18 protein-coding genes and 1 tRNA gene are annotated in these 21,602 nt (G+C 67.3%); 13 read left to right on the plus strand and 6 right to left on the minus strand.

The window, feature by feature from the left end; genetic code table 11:
- Window positions 1-38 precede the first annotated feature (38 nt).
- Genes ASE48_RS07675 through ASE48_RS07715 form a run of 9 tightly spaced genes read left to right on the plus strand, consistent with a single transcriptional unit; the run spans window position 39 to window position 9,413 of the window.
- On the plus strand, window positions 39-806 hold the full coding sequence (locus ASE48_RS07675; protein WP_235570919.1) for an ABC transporter permease: 768 nt from the start codon (window positions 39-41) through the stop codon (window positions 804-806).
- Entirely contained in the window at window positions 807-2,363 is a 1,557-nt protein-coding gene (locus ASE48_RS07680) for an MlaD family protein (RefSeq protein ID WP_057166471.1), read from the plus strand.
- Window positions 2,360-3,415, plus strand: a complete 1,056-nt coding sequence (locus tag ASE48_RS07685; protein WP_057166472.1) for an MCE family protein — start codon at window positions 2,360-2,362, stop codon at window positions 3,413-3,415. Before ASE48_RS07680 ends, ASE48_RS07685 begins: the two co-directional genes overlap by 4 nt.
- Entirely contained in the window at window positions 3,408-4,445 is a 1,038-nt protein-coding gene (locus ASE48_RS07690; RefSeq protein ID WP_057166473.1) for an MCE family protein, read from the plus strand. The genes ASE48_RS07685 and ASE48_RS07690 overlap by 8 nt, the downstream gene beginning before the upstream one ends.
- Window positions 4,442-5,560 (plus strand): MCE family protein, encoded by a 1,119-nt coding sequence (locus ASE48_RS07695; RefSeq protein WP_057166474.1) that lies wholly within the window; start codon window positions 4,442-4,444, stop codon window positions 5,558-5,560. The genes ASE48_RS07690 and ASE48_RS07695 overlap by 4 nt, the downstream gene beginning before the upstream one ends.
- Window positions 5,557-6,753, plus strand: a complete 1,197-nt coding sequence (locus ASE48_RS07700; RefSeq protein ID WP_057166475.1) for an MlaD family protein — start codon at window positions 5,557-5,559, stop codon at window positions 6,751-6,753. Before ASE48_RS07695 ends, ASE48_RS07700 begins: the two co-directional genes overlap by 4 nt.
- Window positions 6,750-8,000 (plus strand): MlaD family protein, encoded by a 1,251-nt coding sequence (locus ASE48_RS07705; RefSeq protein WP_057166476.1) that lies wholly within the window; start codon window positions 6,750-6,752, stop codon window positions 7,998-8,000. The genes ASE48_RS07700 and ASE48_RS07705 overlap by 4 nt, the downstream gene beginning before the upstream one ends.
- Before the next feature lie 13 nt (window positions 8,001-8,013).
- Window positions 8,014-8,631, plus strand: a complete 618-nt coding sequence (locus ASE48_RS07710; protein WP_057166477.1) for a hypothetical protein — start codon at window positions 8,014-8,016, stop codon at window positions 8,629-8,631.
- 2 nt (window positions 8,632-8,633) lie between these two features.
- The gene (locus tag ASE48_RS07715) at window positions 8,634-9,413 is read left to right on the plus strand and encodes a mannan-binding family protein (RefSeq protein ID WP_057166478.1); all 780 of its coding nucleotides are present in this window, start codon (window positions 8,634-8,636) and stop codon (window positions 9,411-9,413) included.
- Between the two features lie 134 nt (window positions 9,414-9,547).
- Here the strand turns inward: ASE48_RS07715 and ASE48_RS07720 are convergent, their stop codons facing one another.
- Entirely contained in the window at window positions 9,548-10,039 is a 492-nt protein-coding gene (locus tag ASE48_RS07720) for a YajQ family cyclic di-GMP-binding protein (protein WP_057166479.1), read from the minus strand.
- Between the two features lie 76 nt (window positions 10,040-10,115).
- Between ASE48_RS07720 and ASE48_RS07725 the strand changes: the two genes are divergently transcribed.
- Window positions 10,116-10,198, plus strand: a tRNA-Tyr gene (locus ASE48_RS07725).
- 67 nt (window positions 10,199-10,265) lie between these two features.
- Here the strand turns inward: ASE48_RS07725 and ASE48_RS07730 are convergent.
- Window positions 10,266-13,004: an Ig-like domain-containing protein gene (locus tag ASE48_RS07730; protein WP_057166480.1), complete on the minus strand. Its 2,739-nt coding sequence runs from the start codon at window positions 13,002-13,004 to the stop codon at window positions 10,266-10,268.
- Window positions 13,005-14,027: 1,023 nt separating this feature from the next.
- Between ASE48_RS07730 and ASE48_RS07735 the strand changes: the two genes are divergently transcribed.
- Entirely contained in the window at window positions 14,028-15,446 is a 1,419-nt protein-coding gene (locus ASE48_RS07735; protein WP_057166481.1) for a PE-PPE domain-containing protein, read from the plus strand.
- A gap of 56 nt (window positions 15,447-15,502) precedes the next feature.
- Here ASE48_RS07735 and ASE48_RS07740 read toward each other — a convergent pair whose 3' ends face one another.
- Together ASE48_RS07740 and ASE48_RS07745 are read right to left on the minus strand one after the other, a co-directional pair.
- Window positions 15,503-16,270, minus strand: a complete 768-nt coding sequence (locus tag ASE48_RS07740; protein ID WP_057166482.1) for a cutinase family protein — start codon at window positions 16,268-16,270, stop codon at window positions 15,503-15,505.
- Between the two features lie 171 nt (window positions 16,271-16,441).
- Complete coding sequence (locus tag ASE48_RS07745) at window positions 16,442-16,825, minus strand: DUF6319 family protein (protein WP_442928711.1); 384 nt, start codon at window positions 16,823-16,825, stop codon at window positions 16,442-16,444.
- 200 nt (window positions 16,826-17,025) lie between these two features.
- Here ASE48_RS07745 and ASE48_RS07750 point away from each other — a divergent pair, with 200 nt between their 5' ends.
- Window positions 17,026-18,480 carry a serine/threonine-protein kinase gene (locus tag ASE48_RS07750; RefSeq protein WP_057166483.1) on the plus strand — a complete coding sequence of 485 codons (1,455 nt, stop codon included), beginning with the start codon at window positions 17,026-17,028 and terminating at the stop codon, window positions 18,478-18,480.
- 239 nt (window positions 18,481-18,719) lie between these two features.
- Window positions 18,720-19,085, plus strand: a complete 366-nt coding sequence (locus ASE48_RS07755; RefSeq protein WP_057166484.1) for a hypothetical protein — start codon at window positions 18,720-18,722, stop codon at window positions 19,083-19,085.
- Window positions 19,086-19,170: 85 nt separating this feature from the next.
- On the opposite strand, the gene ASE48_RS07760 is transcribed toward ASE48_RS07755, so the two are convergent.
- The gene (locus ASE48_RS07760) at window positions 19,171-21,135 is read right to left on the minus strand and encodes an acyltransferase family protein (RefSeq protein WP_057166485.1); all 1,965 of its coding nucleotides are present in this window, start codon (window positions 21,133-21,135) and stop codon (window positions 19,171-19,173) included.
- 104 nt (window positions 21,136-21,239) lie between these two features.
- The gene (locus tag ASE48_RS07765) at window positions 21,240-21,554 is read right to left on the minus strand and encodes a hypothetical protein (RefSeq protein WP_235570888.1); all 315 of its coding nucleotides are present in this window, start codon (window positions 21,552-21,554) and stop codon (window positions 21,240-21,242) included.
- Window positions 21,555-21,602: the final 48 nt, after the last annotated feature.

The raw sequence follows: 21,602 nt of genomic DNA on the forward strand, positions 1-21,602 counted from the left end.
TGCGGCGCAGCGCCGTGCCGGTGATCCGGATCGGGCACATGCTGGTGTTCTTCGTACGGGCAGTGGCCGGCGTCCCGGTGGCACTGCGGCACTACCGCGGTGAATTCGTCCGGTTGCTCTCCGATATCGCCTGGGGCAACGGGTCTCTGGTGGTCGGCGGCGGCACCGCCGGGGTGGCGGTGGTGCTGGGCATCACCGTCGGTGCGCTGGTCGGCATCGAGGGCTACAACTTCCTGGATCTGCTGGGACTGGGCCCGGCCACCGGCATCATTTCCTCACTGGTGAACACCCGCGAGCTGGCGCCGATCGCCGCCTCGCTGGCCTTCGCGACGCAGGCCGGCTGCCGCTTCACCGCGCAACTGGGCTCGATGCGCATCGCCGAAGAGGTCGACGCGTTGGACGCCCTGGCGATCCGGCCGATCCCGTATCTGGTGACCACCCGCCTGATGGCCTCGGTCATCGCGGTGATACCGCTCTATGTCGTGGTTCTGGCGGTCAGCTACCTGACCACCCAGGTGGTGGTCTATCTGATCAGCGGCGGATCGACCGGCTCCTATCTGCATTACTTCAGCCTGATGTTGTCGGGTCAGGACATCCTGTACTCGGTGCTCAAGACCGTCATCTTCGTGTGGATCGCCTCAACCGTGCAGTGCTACTACGGTTTCTACGCCTCGGGCGGTCCGGTCGGCGTGGGTGTCGCCGCGGGCCACGCCATGCGGGCCAGTATCACCGTGGTGATCATCGTCAACATGCTGCTCACCATGGCGCTGTGGACGGTCGACTCCGGCGCCAGGTTCGGCGGGTAGATGCCGAACTCGATCGAAACCGACGGACGCGGCCTCTCGGACCGTCAGCTGCTGGCCACGGGGACCGCGATTCTGGTTGTCGCGGCTCTGGTTTCGGGACTGCTGTTGATCAAGGCCACCGGGCGCCTGGATGCCCGGGTTCCGGTGGTGGCCGCCCTGATCAATGTCGGTGACGGCCTGCCGCAGCGCTCCGACGTGAAGTACCACGGGGTCCTGGTCGGCATGGTCGACGATGTCACCCCGGCGGCCAACGGTGATCCGAACTTCGTGCGTATCGACCTCAAACCCGAGTATGCGGCCTCGATCCCCGACACGGTGACCGCCCGGGTGGTGCCCAGCAACGTCTTCGCGGTGTCCTCGGTGCAGCTCGTCGACCGTGGCCCCGGACCGGCGATCAACGCGGGTGCGACGATCCCCGAAGACACCGAGCTGCCGACGGTGTTGTTCCAGACCACGATCAGCAAGCTGCGCGATATCCTCGCCGCCACCGGCCGCGGCCGTGAGGACAAGACCATCGGCGTGCTGGCCGCCATCAACGCGGCCACCGAGCATCGGCGCTCCGAATTACTGGGCAGCGGAGCCCAATTGAATCGTCTGGTCGACCAGCTGGACGCGATCGTGGCCACCGAGCCGGGACCCTCGACGGTGTCGGCGTTGATCGACGCGACGAAGGGTCTGCAGAGCACGGCACCCGAACTGCTCGACGCGCTGCACGTCGCGGTGGCGCCGATGCAGACCCTGGTGGAGCAACGGGCACAGCTCACCTCGTTGATCAACGGGGGCGTCAACACCATGGGCACCACGCACACCGCGCTGAACAACCACGCCGACCGTCTGGTGCAGATCACTTCCGATCTCACCCCGGTGCTGGGCCAGCTCGCTGATACCGACCAGCACTGGGTGCCTGCCTTCGTGAAGCTGAACCAACTGTCGGACAAGTTCTTCGACCATGCGTGGATCCCCGAGCTGGACACCGGCAACATGCGGGTGAACCTGTCGTTCACGCCCACCTACACCTACACCCGGGCGGATTGCCCGCAGTACGCCGGGCTCAAGGGGCCGAGCTGTTTCACCGGCCCGCTGGTGCCGACCCGTCCCGAGCTGCCGGATGTCCTGCTGCCGCAGAACTATCAGCCGCCCGCGGATCTGCAGCCGCCGGCCGGGACCGTGCTGGGGGCCAACGGCAACCTCACCGCGGTCGGGCCACCGCTGGTCGTGCCGAACCCCAGCCTGGCCGATCCGAACCCGCCGCTGCCGCCGTGGATGGCGCCATCGGCGCCGGTGCCCGGCACCGCCAACCCGGCGCTGGTGCCGACCCCACCGCCGCCGGTCCCGCTGTCGCCGCTGGCCCCGGTGGCACCCCGACCGGGGGACCCGCCGCCGCTCGCGGCCGAGGCCGCGCCCGCCTCGTTCGGCGGAAACGTGGGTCCGGTCGGCAGCCCGCAGGAGCGTGAGGTGCTCAGTGCCGCAACCGGTCAACCCGCCACCACCGCAACCCAGCTGCTGCTGGGTCCGGTCGCGCGCGGCACCACCGTGTCAGTAGGGGGAGCCCGGTGAAGTATCGCGGTGCGATGATCGGACTGTCACTGTTCATGGTGGTGGCTGTGACGTTGACCTGGCTGGTCTATGTCACGCTGCGCCGCGATGTCGCCGGTGACACCGTCGGCTACACCGCGGTGATCTCCGACGTGTTCGGGTTGCGCGAAGGCGATGACGTCCGGATGGCGGGTGTGCGGGTCGGCCGCGTCGAGAAGATCGAACTGCAGGGCGATGCCGCGAAGGTGTCCTTTGTGGTGCAGAGCGATCAACAACTGCTCGGCAACACCGTCGCCTCGGTCACCTACCAGAACATCGTCGGTCAGCGGTATCTCGGCCTGTCCCTGGGCAACACGGGCGAGCCGGAGCCGCTGCCGCCGGGCAGTGAGATCCCGTTGGAGCGCACCGACCCGTCGTTCGACGTCGGCGCGCTGCTCAACGGGTACGAGCCACTGTTCAGTGTGCTCAACCCCACCGACGCCGACAACCTCACCAAGGGCGTCATCGAATCGTTGCAGGGTGACCGCGCCTCGGTCGTCACCCTCGTCGATGAGACTGCGCGACTGACCGATTCATTCGCCGGGCAGGACCAGCAACTCGGTGAGGTGATCACCGACCTCAACGTCGTGGTGGACAACCTCGCCCAGCACAACGACAGCCTCGACGAGGTCATCACCCAGACCCAGGGGGTGGTGTCCACCTTCGATGCGCGCCGCCCCGAACTCGTCGACTCGATGGGATCCATCACCAGCGTGGTACGCCAGCTGTCCACCATCGCCGACGAGGTCTACCCGTCGCTGAACGAACTCGTGGTCCGCGAGCCGGGCTTCGCTCAGCATCTGGTGGGCATCGAACCGCAGCTCGCCTTCACCGGCGCCAACCTGCCGTTGCTGCTCAAGGGCTTTGCGCGGATCACCAACGAGGGTGCCTACGCCAACTCCTACGCGTGCGACCTGAACGCCACCGGCTTCTTCCCGGGTCTCAACGACGTGACACCGATCATCGTCGACGCCGCGACCCCCGGCGAAGGGGCCCACTACACACCGAGGTGCAGGAACATGGCCAATGGCTGACGGACAGCGATGGTGGCGACGGCCGTTGCTCAGCTGGGACCGGACCTGGCTGGGCGTGACCGCCATCGCCGTGGTGACGGTACTGATCGGCGCCATGCTGCTGGTGAAGGTCGCCGACATCGGCTACCGCACCTACACGGCGCGATTCCTGCAGGCCGCCGCCCTCAAGACCGGCAACCCGGTGACGGTGGCGGGCATCCCGGTCGGCGAGGTGACCGACATGAAGCTCGTCGGCGATCATGTCGAAGCCAAATTGAAGGTGCGCAATGACGTCGCGCTCGGGCAGGACTCCCGGGCGGTCATCAAGGTCACCACCATCCTGGGGTCCAGGTACCTGGCGCTGCAGCCCGCGGGGTCGGGAGCGTTGCCGGACAACACCTTCGACCTCAGCCAGACCGAGGTGCCCTACGACCTGCAGGAGGCGCTGGCCGATGTCACCACCACCTACGAACAGGTGGACACCGACCAGTTCGCCCAGACGCTGGGCATTCTCGGCGAGCAGATGCAGGGGCTGCCCGAGGTGGTGCCCCAGGCCCTGACCAACACCCACACCCTGTCGACGATCATCGCCGACCGCCGCGACCAGCTGGGTTCGCTGCTCAAGACCACCGAACTGGTCAGCACCACGTTGCGGCGCCAGCAGTCGGCGATCGGACAACTGGTCACCCAAGGCAACGATCTGGTCGGTGAGTTCGTGGCCCGGCGGGCGTCCTTCCGCGCACTGATGGCCTCGCTGACGAATCTGGTGGAAACCTTGAGCGGCATCGTCATCGACGACCGTCCGGAACTGGAGAACCTGCTCGTCAACCTCCGTGAACTCTCCGACATGCTCGGCAAGCACGACGATCTGTTGCGCAGCACCCTGCAGGCCGGGCCGGTGGCGCTACGGGGGCTGACGAACGCCACGGGTACCGGCAATGCGGTGGACCTGAATGTGTCCAATGGGCTGCTGATCGACTCGTGGATGTGTGCGATCAGCGGCCGCGCCGAGCAGTTCGGGATGATCGAGTACTTCCAGGACTGCAAGTGAGGCGGCCGTCGGTCAGGCTGCTCGCCATCGGTGCCGTTGCGGTGGTCGCGGCGGTGGTGGTGATCGGCGTCGGCTGGTCCTACGTCCGCGACCAGATCAACACCATCAGCGTCACGGCCCAGTTCGACAGTGCGGCCGGACTGTACGTGGGCAATGTCGTTGCTGTACTGGGCATGCCGGTCGGCCAGGTCACCGAGATCAACGCCAAGGGCGGCTACGTCGAGGTCGAGTTCAGCGTGGACAAGGACGTCGGGGTGCCCGCCGATGTACAGGCCGTCACCATCTCCAACTCCATCCTCACCGACCGGCAGATCGAGCTGACCCCGCCCTACCGGGGTGGCCCGACACTGCAGAACCACGACACCATCGGACTGAACCGCACCAAGACGCCGGTCGAATTCGCCCGTGTTCTCGATGTTCTGGACAAGCTGTCGGCATCGCTGCACGGAGACGGCGCGGGTGACGGCCCGGTCGCCGATCTGGTGAACGCGTCCGCCGCAATCGCCGACGGTAACGGTCAGCAGATGAAAGACGCGCTCGGTGAACTGTCGAACGCCCTGCGGCTCAGCGCCGATCGCGGCAGCCTGACCCGCGATCAACTCACCACCAGCATCCGCAACCTGAGCTCGCTGGTCGAGGCCACCGCCCGCAACGACGCGACTCTGCGGGAATTCGGCACGTCGGTGAACCAGCTCAGCCAGGTCCTGGCCGATGAGCAGTTCGGTACCGGCACCACCGGCAAGAAGATCAACGATGTGATCACCCAGGTCGGTGAGGTGTTGTCCACTCACCGCGATGCGGTCAAACAGATCATCCTCAACGGCAACACCGCGGTGACCACGACGGTGGACCACCAGCGTGACCTCGCCGAGTTCCTCGACCTGACCCCGATGACGCTGGACAACCTGTACAACATCGTCGATCAGAAGAATGGCTCGGCGCGGGTGCACGTCCTGGTGGACAAGGTGCTGTTCGACAGCCAGACGGTCAAAGAGATGTGCAACATGATGGGTCTGCGCCAATTGGGTTGCAGCACCGGAACGATGCAGGATTTCGGTCCGGATTTCGGGCTGTCCTACATGCTCGACGGCATGGCTGCGATGGGGCAGAAGTGAGGGCGCGGCTGCGCAGGTCCGTCCTGCCACTGGCCATCGCGACCTGTCTGGGCGTGTCCGGCTGCGCGACGGAGGGGCTGGCCAGCCTGCCGCTTCCGGCGCCCGGGGTGGGCTCGGGCGGCTACGAGCTGACCGCCGTGTTCGGCAATGCGCTCAACCTGCCCGCCAACGCGAAGGTGAAGCTTGCCGGCGCCGACATCGGTCAGGTCGAGACGATGGTGGCCCGCAACTACACCGCCGTGACCACGCTACGGATCCTCGACGGGGTGCAATTGCCGCAGGGCAGTACCGCCGAATTGCGTTCCGCGACACCGCTGGGTGATGTGTTCGTCGCGATCAAACCGCCGACGCCCATCGCGGCGGACGCGGTGCTGCTGCGTGACGGTGACACCATCGATCTGGATTCCACCACCGCGGCCGCGACGGTGGAGTCGCTGCTGAGCTCGGCCGCCGTCATGGTCAACGGCGGCGCGGTGCGTAACCTCACCAACATCATCAACGGCGCGGGCAAGGCGACCGGCGATCAAGGCAAGGCCTTCGGGGATCTGATCGCCAAGACCAACCACACGCTGGGCACGCTGAACGCCCGCTCGGACCAGATCTCCACGGCACTGACCGAGACATCGGGGTTGCTGGGTGAGATCGAGGCCAAGAACGACACCATCGGCGAACTGATGGACGCGGCGGGCCCGGCCACCGAGACACTGGCCGCGCACACCACCCAGATCACCGATCTCGTCCAACTGATCGGCGACACGTCCGTGCAGCTGCAGAAGTTCCCGTCGATCGCGGGCACCGACACCAGTGGCCGCAGCGCCATCGCCGATATCAACAGCGTGGCCGGCGCCTGGAACGATGTCGCGCTGGCGCCCGATGCCAGCCTGTACTCGCTGAACCGGCTGATGCCGGCCCTGGTCAAAGCGACTGCCAGTAACGCGATCTCGACCAGGGCGAGCATCGACCGGCTGGTACTGGGTTCGATACCGGACATCGGGTTCGCCGGTGACGCCGGTCTGCACGGTCCCAAGCGCTACAACTGGCATCAACTGGTCGGCTCGTTGCAGTACACCCTGCTGCGGTTGCAGGAACGCGTCGTCGGGCGCGGACCCGGGGTACCGCAGGTCCCGGTGATACCGAGTCCGACCGAACCGGGGCAGATCATTCCGGCACCCGCACCGGAGGCCCCCCGATGATCGCCGGTCTGGCCGATGCCCTGGTCGGCGTGGTACGCGCCGGGCACCGCAAGCGGGCGTGGCTGTCCGCGGGGGCGCTGGCGATGACGTTCGTCATCGCCACCGGGTACCTGCTGATCGGTGCACTGCAGGTCAATCCGTTCGACTCGGACTACCGGGTCACCGTGCAACTACCCGAATCGGCGGGCCTGCTGCCCCACCAGGACGTGACGCTGCGCGGGGTGCCGGTGGGCAAGGTCGAGCGGCTCGACATCACCCCGGCCGGGGTCGACGCGGTCATCGCGGTGAAATCCTCGGCGCCCATCCCGATGTCGAGCGATGTCCGGGTGTCCGGGCTGTCGCCGGCCGGTGAGCAGTACATCGACTTCGTGGCATCCTCCAACGACGGACCATTCCTGGGGGACGGCAGCATCGTCGAGCAGGGGCGTGCGACGGTGCCGGTGAGCCTGGCCGATCTGCTGGCCCATGCCGACGGCGCACTGGCCCAGGTGGACACCGCAAAGCTGGACATCATCCGGCGCGAGTTGAGCCTCAGCGAGGAGGGCCCGCAGAAGCTCGCCGACATCATCGACGGCGGGACGTTCCTGCTGTCCACCCTGGACTCGGTGCTCCCGGAGACCACCAGCCTGCTGCGGACAAGTCAGTCGGTGTTCACCCTGGTCGCCGACAAGAACGCCGGAATCGACGTGGCGGCAGACAATCTGGGGTCCACCCTGGACGGTGTCAGCCGGATGCGGGAAGGCTACCGTCGGCTCACCGATCAGGCGCCGGGCGCGCTCACCGATATCGACAACCTGTTCGCCGACAACTCCGACACGATGGTGCAACTGCTCGGCAACCTCACCACCACATCGAGGCTGCTGTACCTGCGCGTGCCGGCGCTCAACGCGTTGTTCCCGGACTACCGCACCTCGGTGCTGGACGCGCTGGGCAGCATCATGCACGACAACGGGCTGTGGGCCACCGGCGAGATCTACCCGCGGTATGCCTGCGACTACGGAACACCGCGCCGCCCACCGTCATCGGCGGACTATCCCGAGCCCTACATGTACACCTACTGCCGCGACGACCATCCCGGGGTGCTGGTCCGGGGAGCCAAGAATGCACCCCGCCCAGCCGGGGACGACACCGCAGGCCCGCCGCCCGGCGCGGACCTCGGCCGCATGACGGATCCGACGCCCAAGGGCCGGTTCACCATTCCCACGCCATACGGGGGCCCGGTGCTGCCCATCGAGCCGCCCCGCTGAGATAGGAGTAGATGTGACAGTGACGACCGACAAGAAGACCGAAGACGATCAGCTCACGGCGCAGGACACCATCGACGATGCCGAGACCACCGATACCGGGACCACCGAACCCGAGGCCGGCGAACCCGAGTCCCCGGAACAGCCCGCGCCGACCCGGCGCCGACGCGTTCTCGTCGCGGCCGTGATCGCGGTATTCGTTGCCCTGGTGGCGGTCTCGGGTGTGCTGGGGTGGCTGCTCTGGCAGAGCCATCAGGTGACCCAGGCCGAACAGCAGGCGCGCGATGCGGCGGTGTCCTATGCGCAGGTGCTCACGAGCATCGACTCCAACAAGGTCGACGAGAACTTCGATCAGGTGCTGGCGGGCGCCACCGGTGAATTCAAGGACATGTACTCGGAGTCCAGCGTGCAGTTGCGGCAGTTGCTGATCGACAACAAGGCCACCGCGCACGGTGTCGTGGTGGAGTCGGCCGTGCAGTCGGCGACCAAGGACAACGTGGTGGTGCTGCTGTTCGTCGACCAGTCGGTGGCGAACGCGAGTGTGCCGGACCCGCGGCTGGATCGCAGCCGTATCAAGATGACGATGGAGAAGGTCGACGGTCATTGGCGCGCAGCCAAAGTCGAGCTGCCCTAGACATGCACCTGGGCAAGGTTTGCGGAGCATTCATGGTGTCCGCCGGGATGCTGACGGCGCCTCCCGCGGCGGCATCCCCGGTGACATTCTGCGATGAGCTCGCCGGCAGCTGGAACGGTCAGTACTGCCAGACCTCGGTGGCCTCGGAGCGTAATGCGGTGCGCGATATCAAGATCGCCGTGCCGGGAGAGCTCATCGATGATCCGGTCGCCGGGCCGGTGCTGCGCAACTACCTGAGCACCCTGGTCGACAACTGGACCCGGGTGGGTCGTGGCATGGCGGCAAACAGCTTCGGCGAGGCCAACTATCAGGTGTTCCGGCACGGTGACACCACGTCTGCGGTGTTCCGGGAGACCTATCACGCCGACGGACCGGATTTCAACAATGCCTACCGCACCTTCACTTTCGGCGGTGGCAGGCAACTACAGCTGGCGGATCTCACCAGGCCCGGAGTGGAACCGCTCACGGCCATCGAACCGTTGGCGCGGCCCTTCGTCGAGCAGGCGCTGAATCAGGCACCGCCGCAACATCAGCCGGGCAGCTACCCGTTCCAGCCCGAGCGCTGGACACCGGACAAGGTGTACTCCGGCGGCTATAAGGCGTGGGCGCTGACACCCGATGAGCTCATCCTCTACATGCCGGATTACCCGGTCGCGCGGGACACTCCGACCGATTTCACACCCGGTGTCATGCAGTGGTCGATGGACGGCGGCACCGTGCAGGCGCGTATCCCGCTGTCGGTGCTGAGCCCGATCCTGCGGCCCGAATACGGCGGGAGCTGACTCGGGGGAGCGCTCCTGGCCCCTAGGAGCGAGATCGACCTCAGGGTCGTGATTCGGCGTCCATGACGTCATTCCACAGCGCTGAGGTCGATCTCGTCCCTAGTAGGACCACACGGGTCCCCTGCCGGAGTCCGCTACCGGTAGTTGACGAACTGCAGCGCCACCTCGAGGTCGGCGCCGCGCAACAGGGCCTGCACCGCCTGCAGGTCGTCCCGCTTCTTCGAACTCACCCGGATCTCCTCGCCCTGGATCTGCGCCTTGACGCCCTTGGGGCCCTCATCGCGGATCAGCTTGGTGATCTTCTTGGCGTTCTCGCTGTCGATGCCCTGCTTGATGCTGCCGATCACCTTGTAGGTCTTGCCCGAGGGCTGCGGCTCGCCGGCGTCGAACGCCTTCATCGAGATGTCGCGGCGGATCAACTTCTCCTTGAACACGTCGACGGCGGCCTTGACGCGCTCCTCGGTGGAGGAGACGAGAATGATGCCTTCCTCACCCTGCCACTCGATGGTGGTGTCGGTGCCGCGGAAGTCGAACCGGGTGGACAGCTCCTTGGCTGCCTGGTTGAGCGCGTTGTCGACCTCTTGTCGATCTGCCTTGCTGACGACGTCAAAGCTTGAATCCGCCACTGGAGCCTCCTCATGGTGCTGGCCGTTTTCGTCTTCAGTACATCCTCGTTGTACCCTGCTACTCGCACCAAATTCCGGCAGGTTGCCCGAGCGGCCAATGGGAGCGGACTGTAAATCCGTCGGCTTACGCCTACACAGGTTCGAATCCTGTACCTGCCACACCAGTCAGGCCCCCTCATCGAGGGGGCCTGACGTGTGTGAGCGGTAGGGATCTATCCGATGCCGATCAGGTGGGATTGGCCGTGGCCACGAACACGCGATTGATGACGTACCTCACCGATCCCGTGGCGTCGAGGGACACCGTGACGAAATCCGTTCCGCCACCGTTCGCATTGATCGAGAAGCCCGATGCCCGTCCCGGAAGATTCACCGTCACGGAGCGATTGGCGGTGTTCACGATGGTGAGGTTGACGCTGGTGCCGTCCACATCGGTCGGCAGGTAGATCACTCCATCCGGTCCGACCTGCGCGGGGTTGCTCACTAGACCGGGCGCCGGAACGATCAGGTAAGCACCATCGGCCCGCAGCACCGTGATGTAGCTGAGGAATCTGTCGACGCGCGTGGTGGCGACCACCGTGCCGTCACCGGTGACCGTGAGTCCTCCCCACCCGCTGCCGATCGTCCCTGCGGTCAAGGTGCTCTTTCCCGGGCGCATCACGACGATCTGGGTGGATACCTCTCCTGTGGGTTCGTAGATGCTGCCGACGATGAACGCGACCGTGCCGTCGCTACCGATCGTGGGTGCGATGCTGATTCCGCCGGGATAGGTGACGACGATCGGCGGTTGGCCCGGCCGGAATACGGCGATGGTCATTCCGTTGTTGCCCCACATCGAGGCCACGGTGCCGTCGGGCCCGACGGCGGGCGAGACGCGGTAGGACGCGTTGGTCGTCTTGGTCATCGTGTCGACGGTGCCGCTCCGCCGCATGATCGTCACCGTCATGTCGGCGACGAACTCGTACGCCGGCCCCGTGTAGGTGTGGAAGGCCACCGTGCCGTCGGGGCCGGCCACCACGAAGGCGACCAGCGTGCCGACCACGGTCGAGGCCTGATCCGGCAATCCTGGACGCAGTACGGTCACGGTCGTCGTCGTGGGGGCGTCGACCGTGCCGGAGCCCGTGGTCGTCACGTAGGCCACGGTGCCGCCTGCGCCGGTGACCACCTGAAGCAGCGAGCCGGCGGGGGTGTTGGCCACGGCCTCTTCGCCGGCGCGCCAGACCCACAATGTCGTCGTCGATGCCGCTCGGGCAGCGAAGCCCGCCGCACCGACCGTCGTGAAGACGAGGGTGCCGTCATCGGCGACCGTGACGGGCCCCTGCGGGGTTCCGGACAGTTCGAGGTACTCGGCGTCGGCGCCCGGTCGCAGCACGCCGATGGTGGTACCCCCGGACGCGTTGGTCGCCGTCAGAGCGATGGTCCCGTTGGCCCCCACGTTCGCCTGGTCCTGGGTGGCACCCGCGATGCGCAGCACTTCGCGCCGCTCGCCGTCACTGATGATCGTGACGGTGGTCTGTGTGTCTTCGGGGGCGCCTCCACCGGTCGCCGCGGTCAACATGAAATCACCGGCGGCGGTCAGCATCGGTCCGCCGACGGGAGTGCCGCCCGGCACCGTCCACTGCACCGGGGTCTTACCCGGCTGCAGTGTGGTGACGGTGAACTCAATGATGGTGAAATCGGCTGGGTTGTACACCACCGTGGTCAGGTGCACGGTGCCATCGTCGTTGATGAGTGGTGCGCCGCCGTACACGAGACCTGCCGCCGTCGCGGTCCCCGGAGCCCGACCGGGGCCTTGCACCAGGATCTTGGTCGTGAAGGGATCTTCTGCCGTCCCCGTCCCGAAGCGTTGGGTGATCGCCACCGTCCCGCCGGGGCCGACGATGGTGCGCGGGCTCGTCCATCCTTGCGGTACGGCGACGGGAATGGTCTCGGTGACCCCGGCGACACCACCGATGAGTTGGACCGTGACAACTCGCGTGGCCCTGTGTCCCGATCCGAACAAGAACCCGGCCAGCCCGTGGGTGTGGAATCCCTTGTCGGCTGCCGACATCGTGAAGCTGTCGGTCAGTGGATCGGTGCCGTTCCAGCCGGCCGGTGCGACGTAGGTGAACGTGCCGGCGGCGTCGATGGTGACGGTGCCGCCCTTCACGGTGGACGGTGTCACCCAGAACTTGATCGGGTCGCCGTCGGGATCGGTGCCGACCACGGTGCCGGTGACGGTGTCGTCGATCTGCTCGACGTCGACTGGTGCGGCCGCCAGACGTGGCGCACGGTTGAAGAAGGTCCGGTGCAGCTCCTGGCGTGCCCACGTGAGCATCGCAAACAGTGTGGTGGGCGCGGGCGTGCGCGGACCGGCAGGGCCCAGTAGTGCGCTGACGATGGAATCGAAGATGCGCACCGGAGCGGCCAGCAGCACCTGCAGCGGTCGGGGGGCTGCACCGGACTGAACGGTGGTGACGCTCTGGGTGCTCCGCAGGGTGGGCGCGACCGGCGCGGCCTCCGGGGTGGTGACCGCCGGGACGTCCTGCAGGTCCGGCGCGGTCAGCGCAGATACGACGCCCTGGCGAGTGGACGCGACGCCCGAAGCGTCGGCGGCCTTCTTCTTCGGCGCCCGAAACGTTCCCGGCGTCCACGCGGTCGTGTGCGAACGCGCCGCGCCCGCAACGGATCTTGCCGTCAGGACCGACGGCGGCTTTTTGTCGTCCGACACGTCGTCACCGGTCGCATCGTCGCCGGCAACATCGTCGCCGGCCGCCGATGAGTCCGGTGGTTCGGAGTTCGGTGTGCCGGACCGGTCGTGACCGGAATCTTCGGTGCTACCGCCGTCCGTGCCTGCGCTCGTGCTGGTCGAGCCGCCGCTGTCGGAGGGATCGGCAAGGGCGATGCCGGGTGCCCACAGGACGCTCGCCCCCACGCCGAGGGCGACTGCCAGGGCCCCGACTCGTCCGACGTACCGTGCATGATCCATGCGAATCCCATCCGTTGAGGCGGTGGGATTGCTGGTGTCACCGCCCGCTGATTGTGTGGCATGGCGACGGCATTCGTGGCGCTAATGGCTCAACTAATTATCGCGGGGGTAAATCTCGTCGCTGTTCGGTGCATCCCGGGCGGCGTGCGGCCCGATCTCCGCGGGGGCTGGGTGCGAGCAGGGCAATCATGGTGATGATCTTGATCAGCTGACTTGACGTTGACAGCAATTGTCATTGACCCGCCGATCCCGGTCGGTCACCGGCCGCGACGGGACGTTCGATGATGTCGATCGTTCGTTGCGCGTCGTCGAGGAGCGCGTTGCGGCGCCGGCGCCCAGGCGCACACCGAAGGCGCGCGCAGCGACTCTGCGGTCCGTTGCTGCGGCAGCGATCGGACACCCGATTGCTTCTCCGCTCACGGCCGACTCGCCTCGGTCGCTGACGCGACTGATGGTGGAGCAGTCGAGAACCGTCCGTCGTTCGGGTGAATTTTCCGGGCCCGGCATCACTGGCATCCCGGCACAGCAACGGCAGCCCGGCGGTTCGGGGCATCGTGAGATCCTGACGTCGGCAGGACGGTCGGTGGCACCCCGCTAACTCGGCCGTCAATTTCGTCGGCGGCTGTGGAGGTCGCGCAGCGGTGTCTGGCAACGGCGCTGTCCACGCCGGGCTTGCCAGGCGCACCGCGGTGAGCTCGGCATCTACCCCGTCCTGCCCGGAACTGATCAACATTGCGAGCGAACACTTCTCGAACTCAACTGCTCGGCGAGCCCGCTACCGGAACTGCCGTGGCTCGCGCGCCGTGGCGTTGCCGCGAACGGCGGATCACCATGCCGCGGCAGCGAACTCATCGCCGCGATCCGGGCAAATTTTCTCGCCGAGAACAACAGCAATACCTGACGTAGGGTCACACCGAAAATGCCAGGCTGAACGGGTCGTGGTGCCGCGGGCATCTGAATAACGCTCCCGGCGGGCCCATTTCAGCTACGGCAGATCGTGGAAGAACCCATAGAGGAGGCGCCGTGAGCGCACGTCACCGAGTCAAGAAGCGCAGCCGTGCCGCCAGCGTCGTGGTGGTGCCCGCCGTAGCGGCACTGCTCGCCGCGGGAATCGTCGATCAGCCGGTGAGCCCACCGGTACCGATCGCGGTGCACCAGCAGCACCGCGTCGTCACCGCCCAGGACGTCGCATTGGCCGCGCTGGCGCTCTTCGCCGTACCGGGCGCCGGGGTCCAGTTCCCGCCGGGCGCGCTCGACACCCAGGACGGCGGCATCTGGCGCCGCATCCAGGACGTCACCGTCCTCAACGACCCGACGCGCTACCCCGGTACCGTCACGGCGGCCTCCGTCAATGCCGGTGCCACCTGGCTGACCGAGCTGATCTTGGCGCGTGATCCGTCCACCACGGTCAGCGGCATCAACACCGGGTCCTTCGGCGGCCGGGTCGCCGCCGAGGCGCTGAACCGGGTGGCGGCGACCGGCTACGACATGTCCAGTGTGTTCGGCGTCTTCTACGGTGACTCCAACACTCCCGGCACCGGCATCTTCGCCCGGTACGGGCCGGACGAGACGACCTTCGGATCCGACGTTCCAGGCGGTGCCATCCAGCTACCCGATGGGACCTACCTGCGGATCAACCGTGAGTACGACCCCATCGCGTACTTCCCGAAGTACCTGTTCAACCCGATGAGCTGGATCCAGCTGGCGGCCGGGTTCGTCTTCGAGCACTCCCGGCTGCAGGATTTCGACTTCGACGATCCCGAGAACGTCGTCACCGTCGACGGCAATGTCGTCACGGTGCGGGTGAACAGCCCGGTGATGCCGCTGCTCATGCCGCTCAAGATCCTCGGCGTGCCGAAGCGGATCATCGACGCGTTTCAGGCGATCCTGCAGCCGATGGTGGAGAGCACCGGCATGTACGAGACGGGCAAGGTCGGATTCCTCCCGACCCCCCAGAAGCTGTTCCAACAGCTGCAGGCCGTCGCCGCCGGCTTCGAGAAGGCCAGCCAGATCCTTGCCGGGAACTACCCCGAGCCCGAGGAGCCCGGCGAGCCGCCGGTCATCACCGTGCCTGATACGACCACCGAGATCATCGACGCCATGGAGGATCGCGACGAGGAACTCAACGGACCGACCCTGAAGACCGCACGCGTCGCCGCGGCGCGGCCGCAGCGATCGATCGTCCCGGTGAAGGTGCAGGAAGAGGCTGTCGAAGACGAGATCGTCGACGAGCAGGACGACGACAAGGACGACAAGCCGTTGTCGGATATCGGTGACGACCTGAGTGAGTCGGAGTCGGAGGACGACACGACCACCGAGTCCGAAGAAGAGACCGAACCGGCGAAGGACGAAGAGTCGACCGCGCCGGAGCCCAAGGACGAGACGCCCAAGGATGCCCCCGATGCGAAGCCGGCCGCTGACAACGGCGGCGACACCCAGTAGTCCACGCAGAAATCAGGCCCCCTCGAAATGAGGGGGCCTGATTCATGTCGTCCGTGTCAGCCGACCTGCGCGGCCGCCTGCACGATGGGCGCCGCCGGGGCTGCGACTCCCAGTCGGCCGGCCACGAAGTCCGCTGCCTGGACGGCCATTCCGTTGCTCTTGTAGGAGCTGTGTGCGGACCGGTCCAGTCCACCCGGGTAGCAGATCGGGTCGCCGACGGCGCACAGCTGCAGGGTCTTTGCGGCGTACAGGTCGCCGATGGCGATCGGAGGAGCGCCGCGGTCGGCGACATTGAGGACCCAGTTGTTGGGGGTGCCGAACAGGACGACGGCCGACACATGGGATGCCACGGAGGCGGGCATCGGACCGGACAGGCCGGCGGGCAACACGAAACCGGCCGGGACGCTGCTGCTGGTGCTGTAGCCGGCGACTGCGGCGCCCTGCGAGTAGCCACCCAGCACGATCTTGGTGTCGGGGCAGTCGGCCGCGATCTGCTGAATCTTGTTGGTGGCGTCGGTAATACCGTCGACGGCGCGTCCGAAGTCCAGCGACGCCGGGTAGTTCACCCCGTACACGCTGACCGACTGGCCCGGCAGGCGCGCATTGAGCGCATCCACAAACGACTGGCCGGTGGCGCCGACGCCGGGTCCTTCGAAGGTGCCGCGGGCGAAGACCACGGCGACGTCCGCACAGGAGTCGTCCGCGGCGTTGGCGGTCGCGGCCGGACCGGCAAACATTCCGGCGACGACGGCGAATACCGCCAGTGCGGCGAACATCGCCGATCGCGCGGCATTGACGCCCCAGGTCTGTGGCGATGTACTCATGAGGTTCCCCGTTCTGGAATCCGCTGTGCCATCGCTTCGGTGTAGAGGTGGCAGCTACCTGCTACAAGCCAAGATCGCCAGGCTGGATTCCGGTTACGCGGAGTGATCCATCTCACCGCAGGCTGTGGAATGGCCGGACGGGATCCGGAGTTTCAGTCGGACCGCCCGGGCTCAGTCCAGGTCGGCGAGTACTCTGCGGGCGGCCTCAAGCTCGGCCTCGAGCGCAGAAACCTTGGCGGCCTGCTGAACTCGGGCTTCCTCGATGATCGAGTCGATCGGGGTGGCGAGATCCTGGTGCAGTTCCTTGGCGGCGCGCGACACGGCAGCGGCGGCGACGGCGAGGTCGCGGGCCAGGTAGCTGCTGCCCTGCTTGAGTTCGGCGCGCCACTCTCCGTCGGCGGTGCCGGTCACGGTGAGCACCAGTTCGATGGTCTTCGCCTTCTTGCCGGGCGTCTTCCTGGCCGCAGGCTTCTTGGGTGCCTCGTCGACGCGGGCCTCCGGAGCCTCGGGGGAGGCGGCCGGCAACGTCTCGGCGACCGGAGTGTCTACAGTCATGGTCATGGCGAACTCCTTCTGAACATGGTCCGCATCAAGGCGGATCGCGGTCGCAGCCATTAGAACACACGTTCGATGAGTGTGATGTCACCCGGGATGTCGGTGCGCGTCGGCGTGTAGCCTTCACGGGAAGCAATTGGCTTGTACCGGTGTGACTTCGGTCATGCCGGGGCGGGCCGCGAAGGGGTGAGACGGCAAACATGGGCTACCCGAGTGTGGGCACCCGGTTCGGGCCGTATGAGCTGCAGTCGGTGATCGGCATCGGCGGGATGGGCGAGGTCTACCGCGCCTACGACACCCGCCGCGAGCGGATGGTGGCGCTCAAGGTGCTGCGGACCGACGTCGCAGCGGACCCGAGCTTTCAGGCCCGCTTCCGGCGGGAGTCGCGCATCGCTGCCCGCTTGCAGGACCCGCATGTCATCCCGGTGCACGACTACGGAGACATCGGCGGCGTGCTCTACATCGACATGCGCCTGGTCGAGGGCCCCAGCCTCAGGGAGCAGGTGCGGGTCAACGGGGTGCTCCCGCCGGCGCGTGCGGTCGCGATCATCGCGCAGGTTGCCGCGGCACTGGACGCCGCGCACGGCGCGGGTCTGGTGCATCGCGATATCAAACCGGAGAACGTGCTGCTCGCAGGCGACGACTTCGCCTACCTGGTCGACTTCGGCATCGCCTACGGCGGCGGGGAGGCGACCGTGACGAAGACCGGGCTGGTCATCGGTTCGTGCGCCTACATGTCTCCCGAACGCCTCAACGGGACGCCCGGTGGCCCGCCCTCGGACGTGTACTCGCTGACCTGTCTGCTCTTCGAATGTCTGACCGGCCGCGCCCCGTTCGAGGCTGACGACATCAGGCAGGTGATGAGCGCGCACATGTTCGCGGCGCCGCCGCGGCCCAGCGCGGAGCGACACGGGATCAGTCCCGCCTTCGACGACGTCGTCGCCAAGGGGATGGCGAAGAACCCCGCCGATCGGTACGGCTCGGCGGGCGCTCTCGCCCGGGCTGCGGCCGCTGCGTTACACGGCGCACCCGCGCCCACCCCGCGCCCGGTGCCGCCGCCGACCAGGCCGCTTCAGGCGGCGCCGCCGAACCCGTACGTTCCGCGCCCGGCGGTGGCGCCCGCCACTAAGGCCCGACTCGGCCGCTCACAGACGGGACTGCTGCTGGGCGCGATCGGCACGCTCGTGGTGGCCGCCGGGCTGGCCGCGGCGATCGTGTTCACCGGCGGCAGCAACGACTCACCAGCGCAGAGCCGGCTCACGGTGCCGCCGTCGTCCACCGACTCCGCGCCGCCCTCGACCACGACGACCACCAGCGCGACCGCCCTGGCCGGATTGTCGGGCACCGACGCGCTGGGCTTCGTCGGGCAGGCGGCGCGCTGCGATGCGGGGGATTCGCTGGTGGCCGCGATCAGGACCGCATCGTCGTTGGCGGTGATCTGCGATGAGTCGTCGGGCGGCTACTACTACCACGGCGAGCGACTGCGCGACGGAGCCAACGTGCGGTTGGCGAACGCCGTGCCGTCCGAGGACGGATTCGACGCGGTGAACCCGGCCGACGGCGCCCGCTATGAGGTGCGTCCGGACAAGCTGACCATCCTGAGCAACGGGCACGTCGACTCGGCGGAAAGAGCGCTGGAGTACGGATCGCAGTAGATCCTGTGAGCCCGCTGCGAGGTCGCTGTACCCCCGTGACAGCAGTTAGCCAGAATCCTCACAGTGCGTAGCACTGGTATGCACAGGTCCGGGGTGTGACTCTGTGCGAATCGTCGGCCCTACAGCGCGGTAGCCGCGACAGACCAAGCCTATAACGGTGAACGTCGCTCAGCTCCAGATTATTTCGACACCACCGCCATGACCCGGTTACCGCGGGCAATGACATCTAGGGACATGCCATGTTGAAGAAACACTTCCTCGCCATCGGTGCCGCAACTTTGCTGCTGCCGGCCGCCATCGGCTTTGCCGGGCCGGCGCAGGCCGCCAACGGATTCGTCATGCCCAGTATCGACGGGATGAACCTGCAGGAAGCCGAGGACGCGGTGAACGCCGCCTCCAACAGCGTGCCGCTGGAGATGCATTCACACAACCTCAAGGGCATCAAGCAGAAGCAGCTGAGCCTGGCCGACTGGCTGGTGTGCGATCAGGTGCCCGCGGCCGGCGAGAAGATCACCAGCGCGACCGACGTGAACTTCGGCGTGGTGCGCGAGTTCGACGCCGCCCGCAACACCTGGGACGACATGGTCTCCAAGGCCTGCAGCTGACCCGAAGCCGCCGCCGAGTGTGGGGGCTGTGCCCGGCTTCCCCCGAAAAACTGTGCACGACACCCACGCTCGGCGCGCGCGGAGTTCACCACCACCCGGTGGCGCCGGCCAGTTGCCGGCCCAGCTCACCGGCCATCGAGCGCACATACGTGCCCGACAAATGGTGGGCGTCGTGGTAGATCAGCACGTTGCCCTCGACGGCCCGGCAGATGTTGGGCCGACACACCGCGTCACTGAGATCGAGCAGCTGCATCATCGGGTAGTCGGCCGCGTAGTCCAGCGTCGGATTGCGCTCCTGCAGCGCCTCCTCGCGGGCCAGTCCGCAGGTGTCGGCGTCATCGCCGGCGGCCAGACAGTCGACGGGGGAGAAGAACCGCCCCTCGCGCAGCATCCACGGGGTGTCCCGGATCCCGAGCATCGCAATGCCGTTGTCCGACAACTCTTCCCAGATGCCCAGGTAGTAATCCGGCACGTAGTCACCGGGCCCGTCGAGCACCGGCCGCGTCGTGGTGAAGAACACGAAGTCGGGGCGGTCGGCGATGATCTGCGCCAGCGCGTTGTCCGACCAGGTGCGGCATGACGGATACGGCGTGAACGGTCCCGCGATGATCGGCACCTCCGCGGTGGTCAGCGGGCAGCCCATCTTCAGGTAGGTGGTCACCCGGAAACCGTGTTCGCGGCCCAGCGCGTGTAGCGCGGTCAGCCAGTGCTCGGAATGCGAGCCGCCGGCCAGCGCGATCGTCCTGTCGGCGTGTGGGTCGCCGTAGACGCAGGTGACCACCTCCTCGCCGCCGAAGTCGGCCAGGCATCTGTCGATGGTGGTCGGCGGGACGTCGTCGGGGGCTTCCAGCCCGGTCGGGCGGACCGGCAGCCGGGCGGTCTTGCGGTTCTCGATGACCGCGCGGGCACCGGGGTAGTCGCGCAGCGACAGTGCGGTCAGCTCGGAGCCGCTGTCCCGTACCCGCTCGACGTGGTCACGCCACCCGACCGAGCCCACCGCCAGCGCGGCCACCAGACAGGCGGTGACGCTGCCGGTCAGCAGCGGGTGCCAGGACGGCCACCACCGGGTGTCCACGCAGCGCCATGTCGCGAGCGCCGCGACGACGGCCACGGCCAGGATCGCGGTGGACTCGCCGGCGCCGACGGTGTCGTCGTTGGTGTGCGCCATCCAGAAGATGAGCAGCGGCCAGTGCCACAGGTAGAACGCGAACGCCCACCCGGCGAAGGGCACGGTCCCGGTCCCGGAGCCGCCGACGATGACGAGCACCGTGGCCAGCACCGGCACCAGGGCCCACGGCCCCGGGTAGTCGGCCAACCCGTCTGCCAGGAATCCTGAGGCCACGATGGCGAGCAACCCCGCGGCCACGGCCATTTGGCTCAGCCACCCCGGCCACTGCACACGCCCGACCGCGAAGGCCGCGAGCACACCCGCCAGCAGTTCCCAGGCCCGGGTGAAGCTGCTGTAGTAGGCGACGGTCTGGTCGCCGGCGTTCTGCACGATCGCCCAGACCAGTGAGGCGATGGCGGCCGCGGCGAAGATCGCGATCAGCGCGGCCCGCCGACGGATCAGCCAGGCCACCAGCAGGACGGCCAGCAGTACCTGGGCGGCCACCGAGAGCGCCCACAGGTGTTGCAGCGGGGTGACGGTCTCGCCGGCCTGCACGTAGTCGCCTGCGGTCGTCGCCAGCAGCCAGTTCTGATAGAAGCCCAGGTTGGCCAGGGTCTGCTCGGCGAACGATTCCCAGCGGGTCTGCGGCTGCACCACCAGCGTCAGCCCGGCACCCACCGTCAGCGTCAGGACCAGCGCCGGGATCACCCGCCGGGCCCACCACCAGATCTCTGCCGGAACAGAGGTACCGCGCAGCGCGCGGATACCGACGAAGTAGCCGGCCAGCACCAGCAGCACGTCGACGCCGCCGGTGACCCGTCCGAGCCAGAAGTGACCAATGACGACGAGGGTGACCGCGACCGTCGCGACCACGTCCAGGTCGCGCCGCGTCTGCCGTGCGACCGGCGCGACGGTGACTGGGGTGTGGTGTGTTGTCTGCAAGTTCGAGGGTCCTGGACTGTCGCCGGCCCGAACCCAGGCACGCGCGTATCGCCGCACCGAGCATAACCGGGCCCGGTGCGGCAGGAACTACGAGCGGGGCTGTCCTAGCACTTACCGGGGCGGTTGACCGCGACCGCCGTGTACGACTTGGCGGCGATCTTGGCGCCGGCCTTGGGTGCCTGCTCGCAGACCTCCCACATGACCGGGGCATTGATCCCGCCGGCCGCCGCGGGCGCCTTGTTGATGAGGTCCAGCCACGGCCCTTCCGGGCCCACCGTCTCGGTGTAGAGGCTCTGGGCGTCCTCCAGATTCATGCCCACCAGGTCCGGCATCTGCCACGTCGTCGCGGCCATCGCCGTCGGAGCGGCGACCACGGACATCAGAAGTGTTGCGGCACCGGCCACTACAAGCGTTTTCACCATTGGAACCCCCTGGGTTGTGTCGTGCCACGATAGACGACCTATCTC

The sequence above is a fragment of the Mycobacterium sp. Root265 genome, assembly GCF_001428895.1.
Classification (GTDB): domain Bacteria; phylum Actinomycetota; class Actinomycetes; order Mycobacteriales; family Mycobacteriaceae; genus Mycobacterium.

Coding starts and splice junctions, on each gene's coding strand:
- ASE48_RS07675 (WP_235570919.1), top strand. CDS start 39: ATGCTGGTGTTCTTCGTACGGGCAGTGGCCGGCGTCCCGGTGGCACTG.
- ASE48_RS07680 (WP_057166471.1), top strand. CDS start 807: ATGCCGAACTCGATCGAAACCGACGGACGCGGCCTCTCGGACCGTCAG.
- ASE48_RS07690 (WP_057166473.1), top strand. CDS start 3,408: ATGGCTGACGGACAGCGATGGTGGCGACGGCCGTTGCTCAGCTGGGAC.
- ASE48_RS07705 (WP_057166476.1), top strand. CDS start 6,750: ATGATCGCCGGTCTGGCCGATGCCCTGGTCGGCGTGGTACGCGCCGGG.
- ASE48_RS07715 (WP_057166478.1), top strand. CDS start 8,634: ATGCACCTGGGCAAGGTTTGCGGAGCATTCATGGTGTCCGCCGGGATG.
- ASE48_RS07730 (WP_057166480.1), bottom strand. CDS start 13,004: ATGGATCATGCACGGTACGTCGGACGAGTCGGGGCCCTGGCAGTCGCC.
- ASE48_RS07740 (WP_057166482.1), bottom strand. CDS start 16,270: ATGAGTACATCGCCACAGACCTGGGGCGTCAATGCCGCGCGATCGGCG.
- ASE48_RS07745 (WP_442928711.1), bottom strand. CDS start 16,825: ATGACTGTAGACACTCCGGTCGCCGAGACGTTGCCGGCCGCCTCCCCC.
- ASE48_RS07750 (WP_057166483.1), top strand. CDS start 17,026: ATGGGCTACCCGAGTGTGGGCACCCGGTTCGGGCCGTATGAGCTGCAG.
- ASE48_RS07755 (WP_057166484.1), top strand. CDS start 18,720: ATGTTGAAGAAACACTTCCTCGCCATCGGTGCCGCAACTTTGCTGCTG.